Annotated in this window: 21 protein-coding genes; 13 read left to right on the top strand and 8 right to left on the bottom strand. The window is 69.2% G+C overall.

The features are described 5' to 3' along the window. Positions 1 to 37: 37 nt before the first annotated feature. Positions 38 to 811, bottom strand: coding sequence for an alpha/beta fold hydrolase (locus P1J78_RS12470; protein ID WP_275567693.1), 774 nt, complete (start codon positions 809 to 811; stop codon positions 38 to 40). Then, entirely contained in the window at positions 808 to 1,842 is a 1,035-nt protein-coding gene (locus tag P1J78_RS12465) for a 2,5-dihydroxypyridine 5,6-dioxygenase NicX family protein (RefSeq protein ID WP_275567692.1), read from the bottom strand. The genes P1J78_RS12470 and P1J78_RS12465 overlap by 4 nt, the downstream gene beginning before the upstream one ends. A gap of 119 nt (positions 1,843 to 1,961) precedes the next feature. On the opposite strand from P1J78_RS12465, the gene P1J78_RS12460 reads away from it, so the two are divergent. The 3 genes from P1J78_RS12460 (at position 1,962) to P1J78_RS12450 (ending at position 4,431) form a co-directional block, all read left to right on the top strand. Beyond that, positions 1,962 to 3,179 carry a cytochrome P450 gene (locus tag P1J78_RS12460; RefSeq protein WP_275567691.1) on the top strand — a complete coding sequence of 406 codons (1,218 nt, stop codon included), beginning with the start codon at positions 1,962 to 1,964 and terminating at the stop codon, positions 3,177 to 3,179. Positions 3,180 to 3,210: 31 nt separating this feature from the next. Beyond that, the gene (locus P1J78_RS12455; protein WP_275567690.1) at positions 3,211 to 3,801 is read left to right on the top strand and encodes a thymidine kinase; all 591 of its coding nucleotides are present in this window, start codon (positions 3,211 to 3,213) and stop codon (positions 3,799 to 3,801) included. 63 nt (positions 3,802 to 3,864) lie between these two features. Beyond that, positions 3,865 to 4,431 carry a hypothetical protein gene (locus P1J78_RS12450; protein ID WP_275567689.1) on the top strand — a complete coding sequence of 189 codons (567 nt, stop codon included), beginning with the start codon at positions 3,865 to 3,867 and terminating at the stop codon, positions 4,429 to 4,431. Positions 4,432 to 4,914: 483 nt separating this feature from the next. Here P1J78_RS12450 and P1J78_RS12445 read toward each other — a convergent pair whose 3' ends face one another. From P1J78_RS12445 to P1J78_RS12430, 4 genes are all read right to left on the bottom strand, one after another. Then, positions 4,915 to 5,253, bottom strand: coding sequence for a tRNA-binding protein (locus P1J78_RS12445; protein WP_275567688.1), 339 nt, complete (start codon positions 5,251 to 5,253; stop codon positions 4,915 to 4,917). 164 nt (positions 5,254 to 5,417) lie between these two features. Then, a complete protein-coding gene (gene proC / locus P1J78_RS12440; protein WP_275567687.1) occupies positions 5,418 to 6,227 on the bottom strand; it encodes a pyrroline-5-carboxylate reductase in 810 nt (269 codons plus the stop codon). 64 nt (positions 6,228 to 6,291) lie between these two features. Continuing rightward, complete coding sequence (locus P1J78_RS12435; RefSeq protein WP_275567686.1) at positions 6,292 to 6,792, bottom strand: type III secretion system chaperone family protein; 501 nt, start codon at positions 6,790 to 6,792, stop codon at positions 6,292 to 6,294. A gap of 252 nt (positions 6,793 to 7,044) precedes the next feature. After that, positions 7,045 to 7,293 carry an accessory factor UbiK family protein gene (locus P1J78_RS12430; protein WP_275567685.1) on the bottom strand — a complete coding sequence of 83 codons (249 nt, stop codon included), beginning with the start codon at positions 7,291 to 7,293 and terminating at the stop codon, positions 7,045 to 7,047. A gap of 92 nt (positions 7,294 to 7,385) precedes the next feature. On the opposite strand from P1J78_RS12430, the gene lgt reads away from it, so the two are divergent. The 5 genes from lgt (at position 7,386) to P1J78_RS12405 (ending at position 11,385) form a co-directional block, all read left to right on the top strand. Continuing rightward, positions 7,386 to 8,267, top strand: a complete 882-nt coding sequence (lgt, locus tag P1J78_RS12425) for a prolipoprotein diacylglyceryl transferase (RefSeq protein ID WP_275567684.1) — start codon at positions 7,386 to 7,388, stop codon at positions 8,265 to 8,267. Beyond that, positions 8,264 to 9,328, top strand: a complete 1,065-nt coding sequence (locus P1J78_RS12420; protein ID WP_275567683.1) for a class I SAM-dependent methyltransferase — start codon at positions 8,264 to 8,266, stop codon at positions 9,326 to 9,328. The genes lgt and P1J78_RS12420 overlap by 4 nt, the downstream gene beginning before the upstream one ends. Beyond that, positions 9,325 to 10,083 (top strand): peptidoglycan editing factor PgeF, encoded by a 759-nt coding sequence (gene pgeF, locus P1J78_RS12415; protein ID WP_275567682.1) that lies wholly within the window; start codon positions 9,325 to 9,327, stop codon positions 10,081 to 10,083. Before P1J78_RS12420 ends, pgeF begins: the two co-directional genes overlap by 4 nt. A gap of 162 nt (positions 10,084 to 10,245) precedes the next feature. Continuing rightward, a complete protein-coding gene (locus P1J78_RS12410; RefSeq protein ID WP_275567681.1) occupies positions 10,246 to 10,392 on the top strand; it encodes a hypothetical protein in 147 nt (48 codons plus the stop codon). A gap of 198 nt (positions 10,393 to 10,590) precedes the next feature. Next, positions 10,591 to 11,385, top strand: coding sequence for a Hint domain-containing protein (locus tag P1J78_RS12405; RefSeq protein ID WP_275567680.1), 795 nt, complete (start codon positions 10,591 to 10,593; stop codon positions 11,383 to 11,385). 102 nt (positions 11,386 to 11,487) lie between these two features. Here P1J78_RS12405 and P1J78_RS12400 read toward each other — a convergent pair whose 3' ends face one another. Then, a complete protein-coding gene (locus P1J78_RS12400) occupies positions 11,488 to 11,988 on the bottom strand; it encodes an Lrp/AsnC family transcriptional regulator (RefSeq protein WP_275567679.1) in 501 nt (166 codons plus the stop codon). A gap of 191 nt (positions 11,989 to 12,179) precedes the next feature. On the opposite strand from P1J78_RS12400, the gene trxB reads away from it, so the two are divergent. From trxB to P1J78_RS12375, 5 genes are all read left to right on the top strand, one after another. Beyond that, the gene (trxB, locus tag P1J78_RS12395) at positions 12,180 to 13,190 is read left to right on the top strand and encodes a thioredoxin-disulfide reductase (protein WP_275567678.1); all 1,011 of its coding nucleotides are present in this window, start codon (positions 12,180 to 12,182) and stop codon (positions 13,188 to 13,190) included. A gap of 135 nt (positions 13,191 to 13,325) precedes the next feature. Continuing rightward, positions 13,326 to 14,696 (top strand): cytochrome P450, encoded by a 1,371-nt coding sequence (locus P1J78_RS12390; RefSeq protein ID WP_275567677.1) that lies wholly within the window; start codon positions 13,326 to 13,328, stop codon positions 14,694 to 14,696. Positions 14,697 to 14,895: 199 nt separating this feature from the next. Then, positions 14,896 to 16,602 carry a bifunctional sulfate adenylyltransferase/adenylylsulfate kinase gene (locus tag P1J78_RS12385; RefSeq protein ID WP_275567676.1) on the top strand — a complete coding sequence of 569 codons (1,707 nt, stop codon included), beginning with the start codon at positions 14,896 to 14,898 and terminating at the stop codon, positions 16,600 to 16,602. A 152-nt stretch (positions 16,603 to 16,754) separates the two neighbouring features. Continuing rightward, positions 16,755 to 17,444: a hypothetical protein gene (locus P1J78_RS12380; RefSeq protein ID WP_275567675.1), complete on the top strand. Its 690-nt coding sequence runs from the start codon at positions 16,755 to 16,757 to the stop codon at positions 17,442 to 17,444. 33 nt (positions 17,445 to 17,477) lie between these two features. Then, the gene (locus P1J78_RS12375) at positions 17,478 to 18,308 is read left to right on the top strand and encodes a glycosyltransferase family A protein (protein WP_275567674.1); all 831 of its coding nucleotides are present in this window, start codon (positions 17,478 to 17,480) and stop codon (positions 18,306 to 18,308) included. 7 nt (positions 18,309 to 18,315) lie between these two features. On the opposite strand, the gene P1J78_RS12370 is transcribed toward P1J78_RS12375, so the two are convergent. Further along, on the bottom strand, positions 18,316 to 19,188 hold the full coding sequence (locus P1J78_RS12370; RefSeq protein WP_275567673.1) for a PhzF family protein: 873 nt from the start codon (positions 19,186 to 19,188) through the stop codon (positions 18,316 to 18,318). Between the last annotated feature and the right edge of the window lie 3 nt (positions 19,189 to 19,191).

The following is a 19,191-nucleotide window of genomic DNA, read 5'->3' as shown; positions in this document are numbered from 1 at the left end:
CGGATCGCGCAGCGATCCGAGACATGCCGCCCCAGGCTCACCCCCGCCTCCGCAGGAAGTCTCGCAGGATCTCCGCCACCTGGCCCGGCGCCTCCTGGGCGATCATGTGCCCGATCCCCTCCAGCTCGTGATACTCCGCACCGGACATCTTCTCGGCCATCCGCGCCATCGTCCGCGCCGGCGCGTTGCGGTCCTCGGACCCGGCGATCAGGCAGACCGGCACCTCGACCGCGCCCAGATCGTCGCGCCGGTTGAAGGTCACCAGGCATTCCAGGATCCCACGCCACGTCGCCTCCGGCACGCGGCCCATCGCCCGGGCGATATCCGACACGCAGCCCGGTTCCGCCTCCGGCCCCACCAGGCCCGGCGCCGCGTGCTCGGCCATCTCCTCCATCGTCTGCCCGGCGTCGAGCGGGCCGAGCCGCGCCTCCAGGAAGTCGCGCTTGAACGACTCGTCGGGCCCGCCGAAGGCCGGCGTCGTCCCGATCAGGGTCAGGCTCGCCACCTGCTCGGGCCGCCGCACCGCGTGTTCCAGCGCCAGCATCCCGCCGATCGAATGGCCCACCAGATGCACCCGGTCGGCGCCCAGCGCCCCGACGAACCCGGCCAGCGACAGCGACAGCGACGCGAAGCTCGGCGGCCAGGCGCCGGTCTCGCTCTGGCCGTAGCCCGGCATGTTCCAGGCCACGCCGCGGAACCCCGGCAGCTCCAGATGCGGGCCGAACAGCTCCGCCTCGCCGCCGATCCCGTGCAGGAACACCACCGCCGGGCCCTCGCCCGCCTCGAAATACTCGATTCCGCCGACGATCATGCCAGCCGCCCTCCGCTCACCACCGGCACCCCGTCCAGCCGGATGTCGCAGCCCATCATCGGCAGGTCGAAATGCCCGCGCGTGAACCGCCCCGCGAACTCGTTGGCACCGGTCGAGTACAGGAAGTTCCCCGCCACCGCGCGCAGCTCGGTCCCGTTCGTGTCGGCCTTGTCGTACATCTCCAGCGCCTCGTAGCGCGCGGCCGGGTTGAAGCCCCAGCCAACATGCGACGTCGCATAGGCGTCGCGCTCGCCGAACCCTTCCAGATAGTCGCGCATCAGCCAGGCATCGGTGCCGGTCCCCTCGATCCGGGTGACGTAGTCGTCCTCCAGCACCAGGTCGACGGGACTGTCGAAATACCGCTTGAAGGTCAGGTTGATGTCCCCCGGCCGGTAGGCGAGCCGCCCGTTCACCGCGCCTTTCGCCGGAAACGACACCACGATCCCCCCGGGCCAATGCGCCAGCGTCCCCGGCCGGTCGGTCCAGCCCCAGACGCCCACGGTCGACGCGCCCTCCATGTCGACCCGCAGCTCGGTTCCGGCATCCGACCGCACCAGCATCTCGCGCGCCGCCCGGCACTGCTTCACCGCCTCCTTCGCGCGGTCCTTCAACTCCGGCGTCGGGATCGTCCGCGCCAGCGCCTCGGGATGCTCGTTCGACACGTTCAGGATCCGCGCCCCGCCCTTCAGGATCTCGGCCGTCTCGGGCGCATGCATCAGCCCCTCGACCGTCAGGTCCACGACGACATCCCCCGCCGCCATCGCCCGCACCGCCAGCGCCTGCCCGGCCAGCGCCTGGCACGCCCCGGTCGAGCGGATCACCGGCCCCGCCGGATGCGGCGGCGACGGCACCTGCAGGTGACAGAACCGCAGCCCCATCCGCCCCAGCGCCAGCTCCGCCAGATGCACGTTGACCGCCCGCGACCGGCTTTCCGACAGGATCACGATCTCTTCCCCGGCGCGCATCGCGCACATCCCGAAGACCTCGGCAAAGGCGTCGATCCAGCCGCTCTCGATCCGCTCGCCCAGCATGCGTTCCTCCTCGTCCCCGGGCGCATCAAACCCGGAAAGGGCCCCCGTGGCAACCGCGGCCCTCTGGCACAGGCCGCCCCCCTGCCCTAGGATGCCCCTGCGCAAGGGAGGGGAGGCCCATGCTCGACGACATCACCGCATTCGACCTGTTGCACGTGCCCGCCGATTACGCGGCCGATCCCTACCCCTACCTCGCGCGTCTGCGCGAGACGGCGCCGGTCCACCGCAACCCCGACGGCACCTATGTGCTGACCCGCTACGACGACCTGGTGCAGGTCTACCGCGACCCGAAGCTCTGGTCGTCGGACAAGACAATCGACTTCGCGCCCAAGTTCGGCCCCGGCTCTCCGCTCTACGAGCATCACACGACCTCGGTGGTGTTCACCGACCCGCCGGACCACACCCGCATCCGCGCCCTGTTCCAGCACGCCTTCACCCGCAAGGCGCTGAACGACCTGAAACCGCGGATCGAAAGCCTCGTCGACACCGCGCTCGACCGCTTCGAGGACGAGGGCCGCATGGAGGTGGTCGAGGATTTCTCCTTCCGCCTGCCGATCGAGGTGGTCTGTGACATGCTGGGCGTGCCCACCGCCGACCGCGGGCTGATCCGCGACTGGGCCGTGGCGATCCTGACCGCGCTGGAGCCGAAGCTGACCCAGGAACAGCTCGACACCGGCAACCGGGCCGTCACCGACTTCAAGCAGTACCTGCGCGACCTCCTCGCCCACCGCCGCGCCCACCCCGAAACGGCGCAGCCCGGCGAGGTGCTGACGGTGCTGGCGGATGCCGAGGCGGACGGCGAGCGCCTGACCGAGATCGAGCTTCTGCACCAGTGCATCTTCATGCTGAACGCCGGCCACGAGACCTCGACCAACATGATCTCGCACGGCATCCACGAGATGCTGCGCAACCCCGACCAGATCGCCCGGCTCAACGCCGAGCCCGAGCTGATCGACCCGATGGTCGAGGAGGTGCTGCGCTATCAGGCGCCGATCCAGATCAACAACCGCCGCGCCACGGCCGACACCCGCATCGGCGACACCGACCTGCCGGCGGGCAGCATCGTCCACATGATCGTCGCGGCGGCCAACCGCGACCCGGCGCAGTTCCCCGACCCCGACCGCTTCGACATCGCCCGCCGGCCGAACCGGCACCTGTCCTTCGCGCTCGGCATCCATATCTGCGCCGGCAACAACCTGGCCCGGGTCGAGGCGGTCATCGCCTTCGGCAAGCTGTTCCGCCGGTTTCCGAAGCTGGAACTGCTGGCCCCGGCAAAGATCGCGCCGCGCCTGCGCTTTCGCGAGGTGCTGGAGCTGAACGTGGCAACCGGCGCTTGAAGCCCCCGCGCGGCCGGGGCAAAAGCCGCCCATGGCCAAGCTCTACTTCCACTACTCGACGATGAACGCGGGCAAGTCGACGATCCTGCTGCAGGCGTCCTACAACTACCGCGAACGCGGGATGCAGACCTGCCTGCTGACCGCCCGGCTCGACGACCGCGCCGGCGAGGGGCGCATCGCCTCGCGCATCGGCATCGGCGAGGAGGCCGAGACGTTCACGCCCGAGGACGACCTCTTCGCCCGGATCGAGGCGCGGCTGGCGCAGGACGACCTGGCCTGCATCTTCGTCGACGAGGCGCAGTTCCTGACGACGGAGCAGGTCTGGCAGTTGGTCCGCATCGTCGACGACCTGAACGTGCCGGTGATGTGCTACGGCCTGCGGGTGGATTTCCGCGGAGAGCTGTTTCCCGGCTCGGCCGCGCTTCTCGCCCTGGCCGACGAGATGCGCGAGGTCCGCACGATCTGCCATTGCGGCAAGAAGGCGACGATGGTGGTGCGGATGGACGAGGCCGGCCAAGCGCTGCGCGAGGGCGCGCAGGTGCAGATCGGCGGCAACGAGACCTATGTCTCGCTCTGCCGCCGCCACTGGCGCGAGGCCGTGGGCGACCGCAGCCCCGCCTGAACAAGATTGAACGATCGGGCCTGCCGCGACGTCATATATCCGTTGATATGGAGGATATGACCAATGCTTCGCTCGCTCGCCACCATGGCCTTCGCCGTCTCCCTTTCGATCTCCGTCACCGCCCAACCCGCCGCGGCCGCCGTCTCTGTCAGGACCGAGCTGCCGCCCAGCATCGACCAGTGCTTCAAGCGCAGCCTCGCCGGCATCTTCGACGCGGCCCGCACCACCGACCGGGCGCTGTTCGAATATTTCCTCGCCAACATCAATGTCGACCAGTTCGGCCGCTACAACTTCAAGCGCGCCTGGCTGGACTGGGGCGACAACGCCGAGATCAAGCGGCTGGCGCTCTACGAATACTTCTCGCTGATGGCCAAGAAACGCCGCGAGCACGGCGGCGGCACGGCCGGCGTCGAGGCGCGGCTGGCCGATCACCCGGCCGTGCGCGGCGACAACGTCCACCACATCATCGCCCGGGTGGGGTTCAACGACGGCAGTTCCGCCTCGATCGTCGTCTTCTCCGCCGGCTGCAAGGCGTTCGGCTTCATGTATGGCGGCACCGACCTGCGCGGCCTGGTCGACGTCAACCTGATCGAGAAGATGTACCGCGACGGCGCCCGCGCGCCCTCCTGACCGCCGGCGCGCCCGGCCGGACCGGCATGCCATGAGTTTTCATGCCTCCGGCGGGGATATTTTCGGTCAGAAGAAGACCCTTCCCCGGCGCATGTGGGGGCAGGGTCCAGCCCCCTGTCCCGCGACGGGGAAGCAGGGGGCCTTCTCCTGACACGGCCATCGGCGTCCCCGCCTGTACCGCACGCACACATTGCCAGGCATGCGTTAACGAACCGTTACTTCTTCTGACTGAAAATATCCCCGCCGGAGGCTCCCGCCCCGGGGGTCCGCGCCCCCGCCCGGACCGATGCGTCGCCTCGCCGATTTCGGAAAAGACCGCGCGCGGTAGCGCTCCTTTCGGTCACGCCGTGTCCAGCCGGACCTTCAGAAAGCGGCTGCCGTCATAGTCCACTTCGCCCAGCGGCCGGGCGCCCATCCGCGCCAGCCCTCGGTCAGGCGGACGAAGCGGATCTCGGGGGCGGGACGGGCCGGCGGCCCCGGCCATCAGTGCAGCCGCCCGCCGACCGGCACGTCGCGGTCCGGCCGCACCAGCACGACATCGCCGTTGTCGTCCGGCACGCCCAGCACCAGCGCCTCGGACATGAACTTGCCGATCTGGCGCGGCGGGAAGTTGACCACCGCCAGCACCCGGCGGCCGATCAGCGCCTCCGGCGTGTAATGCACCGTGACCTGCGCCGAGGATTTCCTTTCGCCGATCTCCGGGCCGTAATCGACCCACAGCTTGAGCGCCGGTTTCCGCGCTTCCGGAAACGTCTCGGCGCGGGTCACGACGCCCACGCGGATATCCACCTTGAGAAAGTCGTCGAACGTAATCTCGCTCATTGCCCCCACTCCACGCCATACCGCATTTGAAGGTGCCGGATGGCGCCCCCGGCTTCCGCGGACCGCCGCGCGCAGCAGCCGGCCGGCGCGCGGACGTCCAGGAGCACTGTTAGCGCTATCTACAACAAAAACAGCATCCTAGCCTACCGTCCAACCTCGGACACTCACCCCGCCAGCTCCCGCGACCGCTCTGCCGCCGCCTTGACGGCCCGCTTCAGAAGCCCCGGAAACCCGGCCTCTTCCTCCATCAGAACCTCCAGCGCCGCCGCCGTGGTCCCGCCCGGCGAGGTCACGTTCACCCGCAGCTGCCCCGGGTCCTCCCCCGACGTCTCGGCCAGCGCCCCGGCCCCGGCCACGGTCGCCGTCGCCAGCCGCATCGCCAGCTCTTCCGGCAGCCCCTCGGCGACGCCGGCCGCCGCCATCGTCTCGATCAGGTGGAAGACATAGGCCGGCCCGGAGCCCGAGACGGCCGTGACCGCATCCATCTGCCCCTCGTCTTCCAGCCGCACCACCTGCCCGATGGCGTCCAGCAGCCCCTCTGCCATGTCCATCTGCGCCGGCGCGACGCGCGGGTTGCCCACGATGGCCGTGATCCCCCGCCCCACCGCGGCCGGCGTATTCGGCATCGCCCGCACGATGGGCGAGGCCTCGCCCAGGAGGTCCTCGAAGAAGCCCAGCGTCGTCCCCGCCGCGATCGACACGTACAGGGTCGACCCATTGCCGTACCGATCGATATCCGGCAGCGCATCGCCCATCATCTGCGGCTTGACCGCGATCAGGACCACCGCCGGGCTCTCCGGCAGCGCCTCGTTCACATGAACCCCGGTGCCCGTCACCCAGTCCGACGGCTTCGGGTCGATCACCCAGACCGCTCCCGGCTCCAGCCCCTGCGTCAGCCAGCCCTCCAGCATCGCCGAGCCCATCTTGCCGCAGCCCAAAAGCACCAGCCCGCGCCGCGCGATCTCTTCGAACATGAAAACGCCCCCTTGCTTCGGGGGCGCAGACTAGATCGCAATCGTTGCCGGGAAAACCCGGTTCTCAGGCGCGGCCGTAGGCCTCGGAGATCGCCACGTTCATCGCGCTTTCCGGCGACTGGTCGCCCCAGGCCACCAGCTGGAACGCCGGGTAGAACCGCTCGGACGCGCCGACGGCGGCGGCGATCAGCCGGTCGATCTGTTCGGGGTTGGCCATCTGCCCGCCGGCCATCACCAGCCCGTAGCGATAGACCATCAGCCGCTGTTCCGCCCAGTAGGTGAAGGCGCCGGTCCAGCACAGGTCGTTGGCCCGGTTCAGCACCTCGTAGACCTCGGCCATCCGGTCCTCGGGCGGCTCCATCTCGAAGGTGCAGATCAGCCGCAGCGTCTCGTCGAAGCCGGACCAGGCGAGCGTGATCGAATAGGTCCGCCACTGCCCCTCGACCGCCATCGCGATCTGGTCGTCGCCGACGCGGTCGAACTCCCAGGAATGATGCTCGGCGATATGCTCCACGATATCGATGGGATGGAGATCTTCCGAATGGAACTGCTCTGCGAGTGACATGCCCCGGCCTCTCTTTGTCTCGTCCCGGGGGACGCGAGTCCATCCCAGAACTAGGTGCCTGCTCAAGGGGCGGCGGTCGTTGCCCCGCGCCCTACGAGATATGGTAAGGGCAGGTGATTCGCGGTGTAAAGCACTATCTCGGGGATATCCGCAATAAGTTGTGGACTTCACGCGAATCGCCACAGCATCGCGCGACAATGCGGTAACAGAGGGGTGTCGGACGGATGACGGCGCCCGAGGCGGACCGCAGGGTCAGTCCTTGGCGCCGGCCTCCAGCGCCTCGATCCGGGCCTTCAGCGCCTCGTTCTCCTCGCGCGCCTTCTGCGCCATGGCGCGGACGGCGTCGAACTCTTCGCGGGTGACGAAATCGCGGTCGGCCAGCCAGCGGTCGACCCAGCTTTTCATCGCGGTCTCGGCCTCTTGCCGGGCGCCCTGGGCCACGCCCATGGCGTTGGTCATCAGCTGGCCGATATCGTCGAACACCTTGTTGCGGCTCTGCATGTCATCGCTCCGTTGCCGTTCGCCCCTATATGGGCCGCCGCGCCGCGGCGGACAAGGTTGACTTCGCCGGACCCCCATGCCCAAGGAAGCCCATGCAGGCCGTGATCCAGTTCCCCGCCATCTCGCCCGAGATCTTCTCGATCGACATCGGCGATTTCACCTTCGCGCTGCGCTGGTACGCGATGGCCTATATCGTGGGCATCATCATCGGCTGGCGCATGGCGGTCGCGCTGGTGAAGCGCCCGGCCTTGTGGGACGGCACCCCGCCGATGACCAAGGACCAGGTCGACGACTTCATGACCTGGGTCATCCTGGGGATCATCCTGGGCGGGCGGCTGGGCTTCGTGCTCTTCTACCAGCCGGGATACTACCTGCAGAACCCGCTGGAGATCCCGATGATCTGGCAGGGCGGCATGTCGTTCCACGGCGGGTTCATCGGCGTCATGCTGGCGATCTTCGGGTTCGCCTGGCGCGTCGGCTCGCCGGCGGGGAGCGTCGCCGACATGCTGGTCACCTGCACGCCGCCGGGGCTGCTGCTGGGCCGGATCGCGAATTTCATCAACGCCGAGCTGTGGGGTCTGCCGACCTCGGTGCCCTGGGGCGTGGTGTTTCCAGGCGCCGCGGCGCAGAACTGCCCGATGGTCGAGGGCGCCTGCGCGCGGCATCCCTCGCAGCTCTACGAGGCGGGGCTGGAGGGGCTGGTGCTGGGCGCGCTGCTGCTGTGGCTGGCGTTGGCGCGCGGCTGGCTGAAGACGCCCTGGGCGATCACCGGCACTTTCATCGCGGGCTACGGCATCGCGCGGTTCTTCGTGGAATTCTTCCGGCAGGCGGACCCGCAATACATCACCGCCGCGAACCCGATGGGCTATGTCGTCGCGCTGGGCGACTGGGGGCTGAAGATGGGACAGCTTCTGTCGACGCCGATGATCCTGGCGGGGCTGATCCTGCTGATCTGGGCGCGCAGGCGGGCATGACGCCGCTGACCGACCGGATGATCCGGCGCATCGCCGCCGCCGGGCCGATGACCGTGGCCGAGTTCATGGCGGAAAGCCTGATGGACCCCGAGCATGGCTATTACGCCACGCGCGACCCGTTCGGCACGGGCGGCGACTTCATCACGGCGCCGGAGATCAGCCAGATGTTCGGCGAGCTGATCGGCCTGTCGCTGGCGCAGAGCTGGATGGATCAGGGGGCGCCGGCGCCGTTCACGCTGGCCGAGTTGGGGCCGGGGCGCGGGACGCTGATGGCCGATGCGCTGCGGGCGACGCGCAGCGTGCCGGGGTTCCACGCCGCGGCGCGAGTGCATCTGGTGGAGGCCTCGGCCACGTTGCGGGACCGGCAGCGGGAGACGTTGGAGGGCTACGAGCTGCGCTGGCGGGACAGCGCCGACGCGCTGCCCGAGGCGCCGCTGTTCCTGGTCGCCAACGAGTTCTTCGACGCTTTGCCGATCCGTCAGTTCCAGCGCGACGCCCACGGCTGGCGCGAGCGGCAGGTGGCGGTCGAGGACGGGCGGCTGATCTTCGGGCTGAGCGCGCCGGCGCCGCTGGCCGAGCTGGAGCACCGGCTGGAGGAGACCGCGCCGGGCGACATCGTGGAGACCTGCGCCGCCGCGGGGCCGGTGATGCAGGCGCTGGCGGAGCGGATTGCCGGCCACGGCGGCGCGGCGCTGGTGATCGACTACGGCGGCTGGCGCTCGCTGGGAGACACGTTGCAGGCGGTGCGGGGGCACCAACCGGAGGATCCGCTGGCGCATCCCGGCGAGGCCGACCTGACGGCGCATGTGGACTTCGAGGCGCTGGCGCGGGCCGCGAGTCCCCTGACCGCCACCGAGATGACGCCGCAGGGCGTGTTCCTGGAGCGGCTGGGCATCACGCAGCGGGCACAGGCGCTGGCGCGCGGGCTCGACGGTGCGGCGCTTGACGCGCATGTCGCCGCACATCGCCGCTTGACCCATCCCGACGAAATGGGGAGCCTGTTCAAGGTGACAGGCTTCCACTCAAGCACCACCGCACCGCCCGCCGGATTGCAGCCATGACGCTCGAAATCCTGACCTCTCCCGTGCTCCAGGCGCTGCGGCACGGGTTCTTCACCCGGCGCGGCGGCGCCTCGTCCGGCATATTCGCCGGGCTGAACTGCGGCCCCGGCTCGTCGGACCAGTCGGAGGCGGTGGCGATCAACCGCGCGCGCGTGGCCGAGGCGATGCAGGTGACGCCCGAGGCGCTGATCTCGGTCAACCAGGTCCATTCGACGGATGTGGTGCAGGCCGACACGGTCACGGCCGACGCCCCGCCGCGCGCCGACGCCATGGTGACCGCGACGCCGGGGCTGGCGCTGTCGGTCCTGACGGCGGATTGCCAGCCGGTGCTCTTCGCCGATGCCGAAAGCGGCGTGATCGGCGCCGCGCATGCGGGCTGGCGCGGGGCGCTGAACGGCGTGCTGGAGGCGACGGTCGAGGCGATGGAGGGGCTGGGCGCCGGGCGCGGCCGGATCGCGGCGGCCATCGGCCCGACGATCAGCCAGGACGCCTACGAGGTCGGGCCGGAATTCGTCGACACCTTCCTTGCCCACGACCCCGACAACCGCCGCTACTTCGCCCCCGGCGAGGGCGACCGGCAGTATTTCGACCTGCCCGCCTATGGCGCCGACCGGCTGCGCGCCGCCGGCGTGGGTACGGTGGAGTGGATCGGCCTGTGCACCTATGCCGACCCCGCGCGCTTCTATTCCTACCGCCGCAGCCAGCACCAGCGCGAGGCCGATTACGGCCGGCTGATCTCGGTCATCCGGATCTGACGCGCGGTGCCGGGCGGCGTCACATTCCCGTCCGCATCGCGCCCCAAAAAGCCGCCAGCAGGTCATTCTGCAGCCCAATTGCGTGCCGATAGTCGTCTCGACACACGCGGATTGCCGCCCATGCGGAAACGACGCCGCCGCGCAGATGGAAGGAGCGACAGGATGGCACGGGACAAACGCTGGATCACCTCGGTGACGCAGGAAGCCGCCAAGGTGGAGATCAAGATGCCCTGGACGCGCGGCGCCCGGCGCGCGGCGTTCATCGCCAAGCGCAGCGCATCCAAGTCGATGCGCGCGGCGAACGCCTAGACCACGGGCAAGACCACGGGCCGCCGGCATCCGGCGGACGTCCCGCGCGACGGGACTCCCAGAGAAACGAACCGCCCCGGGCCGCAGACGGGCCGGGGCCTGCACAGACGCCGCGGCCGCCGCGCCGCGGTTCCATCCCGCGGTGGCCGGACCGGTGGGGGCATGGCGACCGTACCGGACTCGAGAAGGAAGGATTTGATGACGTATCCCCATCGCCCCGGCTTACCTGCCGTCGCCCGCTCTGTGACCCAGCCGGGCCAGGGCGCCTGGACCGCCCGCCGGCCCGGCGCCGCGCCGCAGGCGAATTTCCCGATGCGCCGGTTCGAGGCGCTGTCGCTGCTGCCCGACAACTCGCTGGCCGAGGTCATCAAGCGCGCCCCGGCGCACCCGGTCTTCGAGAACGCCTTCTGCGCCCTGGCGCGCGGGACGATCATAGCGACCGAGGACGGCCCCGTCGCCGTCGAGGACCTGATGCCCGGCACCCGGATCGAGACGCGCGACGCGGGCTATCAGCCGCTTCTGTGGATCGGCACGATCACCCTGGTCCCCGGCCAGCAGTTGGGCCAGACGCCGCCGCGGCTGTTCCGCATCCCGGTGGACAGCTTCGGCCCGCAGCGCCCGATGCCGGATCTGATGCTGGCGCCGCATGCGCGCCTGCTGCACCGGAACGCCCGGCTGCGCGAGATCGTGCAGGACGACGCGGCGCTGACGCCGATCCCGGCCTTCGAGGACGGGATGAGCGTGATCCGCGTGGCGCCCGCCTCGCCGGTCAGCACCTACCACCTGGCGTTCCGCGACCACCACATCCTGCGCGCCAACGGCATCGAGATCGAAAGCTTCCATCCCGGCCCCGACCTGGTGCAGCGGATCGGACCCGACGGGCTGCGGCTGTTCATGTCCTTCTTCCCGCACCTGGAGACGGTCGCGGATTTCGGCCCGCTCTGCGCGCCGCGCCTGTCGGCCGAGGAATACGACGCGGTGACCGCGGCCTGAGGCGCAAGCCGCTTGCAAGCGGCTTGGCCCCGCGGTCTGCCGACCGCGGGCAAGGGCCTTCCAAGGCCCTTGCGGCACGGCCACCGGGGACCGTCTTGCGTGTCAGGCCGTCTGGCTCAACCGGTCCTCCAGCACCTCGAACGGCACGCCCGGCTGATCCTTCGCGCCGCGGATCACCAGCGAGGTCTTCACGCTTATCACGTTCTGCGCCGCCGTCAGCTCCTCGGTCAGGAATGTCTGGAAGGTCGACAGATCCGGCGCCACGCATTTCAGGACGAAGTCGACCTCGCCGTTCAGCATGTGGCACTCGCGCACCAAGGGCCAATCGCGGCAGCGCTGCTCGAAGGCCGACAGATCCGCCTCCGCCTGGCTCTGCAGCCCGACCATGGCGAAGACCTGCACCTCGAATCCCAGAAGCCGCGCGTCGACCTGGGCGTGATAGCCCCGGATATAGCCCGCCTCTTCCAGCGTCCGGACGCGGCGCAGGCAGGGCGGCGCGGAAATCCCGACGCGCTTGGCCAGTTCGACATTCGTCATCCGGCCGTCCGCCTGCAATTCCGCCAGGATCTGGCGGTCGATCGGGTCGAGCTTGGTTCCGGGCATGGCCTCTCCCTCGGGCTTTTTTGCAATCTTTACCGATCTACGGCCGAAGGCGCAATATTCTTTCACAATTGCGCAATTTCCTTAACGGATCCGGACAAACTGGCGCGTCCTGTCGCAGCCCTTTCGGACTCTTTCCGCGATAGCTATATCCGGTGGAACCCGAATCCGCCGCAGAATGCAGGAGGTCCGCGATGGCCGACACCAAACACTCCAAGGTCCTGATCATCGGCTCCGGCCCGGCCGGCTATACCGCCGGCGTCTATGCCAGCCGCGCGATGCTGGAACCGGTGCTCGTCCAGGGCATCCAGCCCGGCGGCCAGCTGACGATCACCACCGAGGTCGAGAACTGGCCCGGCGACACCGAGGTGCAGGGCCCCGACCTGATGGTGCGGATGGAGGAGCATGCGCGCTCGGTCGGGACCGAAATCATCTCGGACCATATCAGCAGCATCGACCTGTCGAAGCGGCCGTTCACCGCGCAAGGCGACGGCGGCACGACCTATACCGCCGACTCGGTGATCCTCGCGACCGGCGCGCAGGCGAAGTGGCTGGGCCTGCCCTCGGAGGAGAAGTTCAAGGGCTTCGGCGTCTCGGCCTGCGCCACCTGCGACGGATTCTTCTATCGCGGCAAGGAAGTGGTCGTCATCGGCGGCGGCAACACCGCCGTGGAAGAGGCGCTGTTCCTGACCAATTTCGCCAGCAAGGTCACGGTGGTGCATCGCCGCGACGAGCTGCGCGCCGAGAAGATCCTGCAGAAGCGGCTGTTCGACAACCCCAAGGTCGAGATGCTGTGGAACCACACCGTCGAGGAGGTCGTCGGCGCCGAGAATCCGCTGGGCGTCGAAGGCGTGCGCGTCAAGCACGTCGAGACCGGCGAGATCACCGAGATCCCCTGCGCCGGCTTCTTCGTCGCCATCGGCCACGCCCCCGCCTCGGAGCTGGTGAAGGACCAGCTGGAGACGCATATGGGCGGCTATGTGGTGACCAAGCCCGACTCGACCGCCACCTCGATTCCCGGCGTCTTCGCCGCGGGCGACCTGACCGACCACGTCTACCGGCAGGCGGTGACGTCGGCCGGCATGGGCTGCATGGCGGCGCTGGAAGCGGAGCGTTTCCTGGCCGAGATCGGCGTCGACGAGGGCAAGGTCGAGACCGAGCCGCTGGGCTACGGCGCCGAGGTGCCGCAGGACGCCGCCGAGTAAGCGGCCCGGCGCAGGGGGCCGACGGCCCGCGTGCGGATCGGGCACGGCCTCGCCCGTGCGGCGGGTCGGGGCCGGGAAATGCTCGCCAGACGTGTCGAATCGCGGCACAGTACCGGCCGATTCGAAGGATTGAGCATGGCACACTACGGCCCCGCCGAACTGGCGCATATTCCCGGTCCGCGACCGGACCCGCTTCTCGGGCACACGCTGAAGATCATGCGCGACTGCTACGGCTTCACGCTGGCGGCGCGCGAGGCCCATGGCGACATCTACAAGACCAAGCTGATCGGCCAGTGGCGGGTGCTGCTGCACGGCGCCGACGCGCTGGAGTTTGTGCTGATCGACCGGGACCGCAACTTCTCGAACCAGGAGGGCTGGCTGCCGCTGCGCAACCTGTTCGACGGCGGGCTGTTGATGCGCGACTTCGACGAGCATCGCCGCCATCGCCGGATCATGCAGGCGGCGTTCCGCAGCAAGGCGATGGAGGAATACGTCGCCCGGATGAACGCCGAGCTGCCGCGGCTTCTGGCGGAATGGCCGGTGGGCAAGCGGTTCGCCTTCTACCCCGCCGTCAAGGAGCTGACGCTGCGCCTGGGCGCGTCGGTCTTCATGGGGATGGACCCGGACGATCCGCGGGTGCCGGCGCTGAACAAGGCGTTCGTGGACGAGATCGCGGCGACCTACGGCCTCGTCCGCAAGCCGGTGCCGCTGACCAAGATGTGGCACGGCATCCGCGGCCGGCGCTACCTGATCCAGACCTTCAAGGAGCTGATCGCCGAGCGGCGCGACGGCGGCGGCGAGGACTTCTTCAGCCAGATGTGCCGCGCGACGGACGACGACGGCGACCGCTGGACCGAGGAAGAGATCGTCGATCACTTCAACTTCCTGCTGATGGCCGCGCATGACACCACCGCCAGCGGTCTGGCCACCATGGCCTGGGCGCTGACCACCTGGCCCGATTGGCAGGAGCGCATCATCGCCGAGGTCGACGCGCTGCCCGAGGGGCCGCTGGACGACGCGGCGCTGAACGCGATGCCGGTGACCGAGCGCGCCTTCAAGGAGGCGCTGCGTCTGGTGCCGCCGGTGCCGTTCATCCCGCGCCGCACCGTGCGCGACGTCGAATGGCAGGGCGTGACGCTGCCGAAGGGCACGCATGTCTCGGTCTGCCCCGGGATCGTGCAGCTGCAGCCGGACCTCTGGACCGACCCCGACAGCTTCGATCCCGACCGGTTCTCGCCCAACCGGGCCGAGGACCGGCGCCACAAGTTCGCCTGGTCGCCGTTCGGCGGCGGCGCGCACAAGTGCCTGGGGATGCATTTCGCGATGGTGCAGGTGAAGCTGTTCACCGCCCACCTGCTGCGGCACCGGCGGATGCAATCGGCCACGGACGCGCCGGCGACCTGGCAGATGGTGCCGATCCCCTGGCCGAAGGGCGGTCTACCGATCGTGCTGGAGCCGCGGAGGGAAACGGCGGCGGCCCCGGCGAAAGAGGACGCGGTGGCCTGAGGCCCCGTCCCGGACGGACCGGGGTCGGACCGTGATCGGCGCAATTGCGCCGGAGGCGGATGCTGCAGTGCGGAAAAGATGCCGCACCTGCTCGTCAATTCGCCCGGTCCCTTGCACTTTCCCGCGTTCCGGGTCTAGAGGGCGCGCGATCCCTCCCCAGTGCCCGTCCGGGGCGCGCAGTCGAACGAGTAGGCTCAAAATGCAATTGAAGAACCTCGCTCCGATTCCGGAGCTCTATGTCTCATACGAAAGCGCTCAGAAACTGAAGGTCGAGGCCGGCGAGCTGTCCAGCTGGGACCTGACCCCGCGCCAGATCTGCGACCTGGAGCTTCTGATGAACGGCGGGTTCAACCCGCTGAAGGGCTTTCTGAGCGAGGAGGACTACGACAGCGTCGTCGAGAACATGCGCCTGGCCGACGGGTCGCTGTGGCCGATGCCGATCACGCTGGACGTGTCCGAAAAGTTCGCCGAGGGGATCGAGACCGGCCAGGACATCGCGCTGCGCGACCAGGAGGGCGTGATCCTCGCGACGATGACGGTCACCGACAAATGGGTGCCGAACAAGGCGCGCGAGGCCGAGAAGGTGTTCGGCGCCGACGACAGCGCGCACCCGGCCGTCAACTACCTGCACAACCATGCCGGCACCGTCTATCTGGGCGGCCCGATCACCGGCATCCAGCAGCCGGTGCATTACGACTTCCGCGCCCGCCGCGACACGCCGAACGAGCTGCGCGCGACCTTCCGCAAGCTGGGCTGGCGCCGCGTCGTCGCGTTCCAGACGCGCAACCCGCTGCACCGCGCCCACCAGGAGCTGACCTTCCGCGCCGCCAAGGAGGCGCAGGCCAACCTGCTGATCCACCCGATCGTCGGCCTGACCAAGCCGGGCGACGTCGACCACTTCACCCGCGTGCGCTGCTACGAGGCGGTGCTGGACAAGTACCCCGGCTCCACGACCACGATGTCGCTTCTGAACCTGGCGATGCGGATGGCCGGCCCGCGCGAGGCGGTCTGGCACGGGCTGATCCGCGCCAACCACGGCTGCACCCACTTCATCGTCGGCCGCGACCACGCCGGCCCGGGCAAGAACAGCGCGGGCGAGGATTTCTACGGCCCCTACGACGCGCAGGAGCTGTTCAAGGAATACAAGGACGAGATCGGCATCGAGATGGTGCCGTTCAAGCACATGGTCTACGTCCAGGAACGCGCCCAGTACGAGCCCGCCGACGAGATCGAGGACGGCGTGACCGTGCTGAACATCTCGGGCACGGAGCTGCGCCGCCGCCTGTCCGAGGGGCTGGAGATCCCCGACTGGTTCTCGTTCCCCGAGGTCGTCAGGGAACTGCGCCGCACCCGCCCGCCGCGGGCGCAGCAGGGCTTTACCGTGTTCTTCACCGGCTTCTCCGGCTCGGGCAAGTCGACCATCGCCAACGCGCTGATGGTCAAGCTGATGGAGATGGGCGGCCGGCCGGTGACGCTCCTGGACGGCGACATCGTGCGAAAGAACCTGTCGTCCGAGCTGGGCTTTTCCAAGGAGCACCGCGACCTGAACATCCGCCGCATCGGCTATGTCGCGTCCGAGATCACCAAGAACGGCGGCATCGCGATCTGCGCACCCATCGCGCCCTATTCCGCGACGCGCCGCGCAGTGCGCGAGGAGATCGAGCAATACGGCGCCTTCGTAGAGATCCACGTCGCCACCTCGCTGGAGGAATGCGAGCGCCGCGACCGCAAGGGGCTCTACAAGCTGGCGCGCGAGGGCAAGATCAAGGAATTCACCGGCATCTCCGACCCCTACGACGAGCCGGAAAACCCGGAACTGCGGCTGGATACCGAGAATGTGGACGTGGACAACTGCGCCCACCAGGTGATCCTGAAGCTCGAATCGATGGGCCTGATCGCCGCCTGACCGGTTCTTCCGCTGCCCGGTTTCCACGCCGGGCGGCGGGATTGTCGGCACAGCGACGATCGAAGCGCCCGGGATTGGCCGACCGGAAATTTCATCCTTTTCGGTTGACGCTACGGCGTGCGAGACTCCGCTGCGACACGTAGCGCGGATGAATGCCAGTACTTGCCCTCACCTCGGTGCCATCGCGGTTCGCCGCGCTCGGGCCGCGTCTGGAGGCGCTGTTGGGGCAGCGCCCGCAGGCGCTCTGCCTGACGATTCCCCGCAGCTTCGAACGCTTTCCCGACTGGGACGGCCGGCTGCCCGCCTTGCCCGCCGGGGTCACCCTGTACCGAGCCGACGACGCGGGCCCGGCGACGAAGTTCCTGACTGCGTTTCAGATGTATCCGGATCGGGACGTCCTGCTTCTGGATGACGATTGCACCTATGGCCCCGGACTCCTGCCCGCCTTCCGCGCCGCCCGCGCCCTGCACCCCGAGGCCGCGATTTCAGCGAGTGTCTTCGACAGCGCCCGCCTGGGGCTGCCCAGCGGATACAGCATCGTGCAGGGCTTTGCCGGGCTCATGCTGCGCCCCGACCGGTTGTCGCCGTCGGTGCTGACGCCGGACGCGCCCGCGCAATGGGTCGACGACATCTGGCTCTCGGCGCATCTGGCGCTGGCCGGGATCGAGATCGTCCACTACGCCGAGATGCGCGCCCACACCCAGGCGCATGCGGCGCCCGACGCGCTTCAGGATGCGCGCCTCCACGGCATGACGCGGGCCGAGCTGAACCGGACGGTCGCCGCCGATCTGCGCGCGCGTTTCGGCATCTGGCAGGGTGACAACGCCTGCATGCAGCGGTAACAGGCCCCGGACACCCGCCACCGTTCCGGCCCGATGCGCATCATCACATTGACCACGATTCCGCCGCGGTTCGACAGGATCGGGCCGACCCTGCGCTCGCTTTTGCGGCAGGACAGCCCGGCGGACGAGGTTCATCTGTATATCCCGCGCCACTACCGCCGTTTTCCGGATTACGACGGCCGCCTGCCCGACGTTCCCGAGGGCATCACGATCAAGCGGCCCGAGGCGGATTTCGGCCCGGCCAGCAAGGTCCTGCACGCGGTGCGGGCCTATCGCGGGACGCCCGTGGAAATCCTGTTCTGCGACGACGACCGGCTCTACCGGCCCGACTGGACGATGGCGTTCTTCGAGGCGCGCAGCCACGTCCCGGACGCCGCCATCGCGCCGATCTCCTGGGCCGCCGACGAGCTGTTCACCTCCGACCAACGCGACCGCCCGCAACCGCAGGCGATCCGCGCCAACAAGCCGCTCGACCTGCCCTATCAGGCCAAACACGCGGTTTGGTCGCTGGCCGCCCTGTTCGGCTACCGGGGCGAGGCGCCGAGCCACGCGCATATCCGCACGGCCGGCTACCGCGACATCTTCCAGGGCTACGGCGGGGTAATGGTGCGGCCCGACTTCTTCGACGACGACGTCTTCGACATCCCGCCGGTCCTGTGGTCGGTCGACGATATCTGGCTGTCGGGGATGCTCGCCAAGGCCGGCACGCCGATCTGGGCCCCGGCGCGGATCAAGGGGCCGCGCCTGCTGTCGGCCCATGCCGAGGCGCCGCTCTACCAGGCGGTGCTGGACGGCGCGGACCGGCGCACCGCGGATCGCCGGTGCTTCGACTACATGCGAAAGACCTACGGCGTCTGGCCGTGAGCGCGCCCTACAGGGTCAGGTAGCCGCGCATCAGGATATGCCCCTGCCCGCCCACGCGCACGCCCTCGATCGCGTCGGGCGATCCCAGAACCTCGACCTGCGCCCGGCCCGGCCGGCCCATCCAGTGCCCCTGCTCGGCCACGAATTGCGGGCCGTCGAACAGGCCCTCGGCCCACAGGAACGCCGCCATCGCACCGGTGGCCGACCCGGTGAACGGATCCTCCGGCGGCAGCGGCGGCGGCAGGAGCAGGCGCGCGAAGGTGTCGCCCGCCTCGGTCTCGCCGCCGAGCGTGACCCAGAACGGCTCCATCACGTCGGCCTCGGCCTGGAACCGGCGCAGACCCTCGGGCTGCAACGCCACGCGCCGCAGCGCCGCGCGGTCCTTCAGAACAGCGATGCAGAACGGCAGGCCGGTGGAGACGATACGCGGCGGGGCGAGGAAATCGTCGGGCGACAGGCCGCCCACCGCAGCCACCAGGCCCGGGTCCAGCCGCGGCCCGAAGACCGGCGCGTTCTGGGTCATGGTGATGACCGGCCCGCCCCCGTTCGGCGGCGCCGCCACGTCGATCGGAATCACGCCGGCGCCGGTTTCCAAGCGGCCGCCCGTTTCGGCCAGGCGCCCGCGCTCCAGCATCGAGGCGACCGTCGCGATGGTCGGATGCCCGGCGAAGGGAACCTCGCGGTCGGCCAGGAAATACCGCACGGCCGCATCGGCGCTGTCGGACGGGCCGACGAAGGTGCATTCCGACAGGCTCGTCTCGCGCACCAGCGCCATGCAGCTTTCGTCGCTCAGCGCGCCGTCGTCATACACCACCGCACAGCCGTTGCCGCCGAACGGTGCGGCCGTGAAGGCGTCGACCCAATCGAATTCTATCGGCATTCA

This window comes from Psychromarinibacter sediminicola, from assembly GCF_029168335.1.
GTDB classification, from domain to species: domain Bacteria; phylum Pseudomonadota; class Alphaproteobacteria; order Rhodobacterales; family Rhodobacteraceae; genus Psychromarinibacter; species Psychromarinibacter sediminicola.
Note: the sequence above shows the minus strand (reverse complement) of the source record. Positions and strands in the feature narration are given on the sequence as shown.

Excerpts from the sequence above, each read along its gene's own strand:
- P1J78_RS12470 (WP_275567693.1), bottom strand. The coding sequence starts at position 811 with ATGATCGTCGGCGGAATCGAGTATTTCGAGGCGGGCGAGGGCCCGGCG.
- P1J78_RS12465 (WP_275567692.1), bottom strand. The coding sequence starts at position 1,842 with ATGCTGGGCGAGCGGATCGAGAGCGGCTGGATCGACGCCTTTGCCGAG.
- P1J78_RS12460 (WP_275567691.1), top strand. The coding sequence starts at position 1,962 with ATGCTCGACGACATCACCGCATTCGACCTGTTGCACGTGCCCGCCGAT.
- P1J78_RS12455 (WP_275567690.1), top strand. The coding sequence starts at position 3,211 with ATGGCCAAGCTCTACTTCCACTACTCGACGATGAACGCGGGCAAGTCG.
- P1J78_RS12450 (WP_275567689.1), top strand. The coding sequence starts at position 3,865 with ATGCTTCGCTCGCTCGCCACCATGGCCTTCGCCGTCTCCCTTTCGATC.
- P1J78_RS12445 (WP_275567688.1), bottom strand. The coding sequence starts at position 5,253 with ATGAGCGAGATTACGTTCGACGACTTTCTCAAGGTGGATATCCGCGTG.
- proC (WP_275567687.1), bottom strand. The coding sequence starts at position 6,227 with ATGTTCGAAGAGATCGCGCGGCGCGGGCTGGTGCTTTTGGGCTGCGGC.
- P1J78_RS12435 (WP_275567686.1), bottom strand. The coding sequence starts at position 6,792 with ATGTCACTCGCAGAGCAGTTCCATTCGGAAGATCTCCATCCCATCGAT.
- P1J78_RS12430 (WP_275567685.1), bottom strand. The coding sequence starts at position 7,293 with ATGCAGAGCCGCAACAAGGTGTTCGACGATATCGGCCAGCTGATGACC.
- lgt (WP_275567684.1), top strand. The coding sequence starts at position 7,386 with ATGCAGGCCGTGATCCAGTTCCCCGCCATCTCGCCCGAGATCTTCTCG.
- P1J78_RS12420 (WP_275567683.1), top strand. The coding sequence starts at position 8,264 with ATGACGCCGCTGACCGACCGGATGATCCGGCGCATCGCCGCCGCCGGG.
- pgeF (WP_275567682.1), top strand. The coding sequence starts at position 9,325 with ATGACGCTCGAAATCCTGACCTCTCCCGTGCTCCAGGCGCTGCGGCAC.
- P1J78_RS12410 (WP_275567681.1), top strand. The coding sequence starts at position 10,246 with ATGGCACGGGACAAACGCTGGATCACCTCGGTGACGCAGGAAGCCGCC.
- P1J78_RS12405 (WP_275567680.1), top strand. The coding sequence starts at position 10,591 with ATGACGTATCCCCATCGCCCCGGCTTACCTGCCGTCGCCCGCTCTGTG.
- P1J78_RS12400 (WP_275567679.1), bottom strand. The coding sequence starts at position 11,988 with ATGCCCGGAACCAAGCTCGACCCGATCGACCGCCAGATCCTGGCGGAA.
- trxB (WP_275567678.1), top strand. The coding sequence starts at position 12,180 with ATGGCCGACACCAAACACTCCAAGGTCCTGATCATCGGCTCCGGCCCG.
- P1J78_RS12390 (WP_275567677.1), top strand. The coding sequence starts at position 13,326 with ATGGCACACTACGGCCCCGCCGAACTGGCGCATATTCCCGGTCCGCGA.
- P1J78_RS12385 (WP_275567676.1), top strand. The coding sequence starts at position 14,896 with ATGCAATTGAAGAACCTCGCTCCGATTCCGGAGCTCTATGTCTCATAC.
- P1J78_RS12380 (WP_275567675.1), top strand. The coding sequence starts at position 16,755 with ATGCCAGTACTTGCCCTCACCTCGGTGCCATCGCGGTTCGCCGCGCTC.
- P1J78_RS12375 (WP_275567674.1), top strand. The coding sequence starts at position 17,478 with ATGCGCATCATCACATTGACCACGATTCCGCCGCGGTTCGACAGGATC.
- P1J78_RS12370 (WP_275567673.1), bottom strand. The coding sequence starts at position 19,188 with ATGCCGATAGAATTCGATTGGGTCGACGCCTTCACGGCCGCACCGTTC.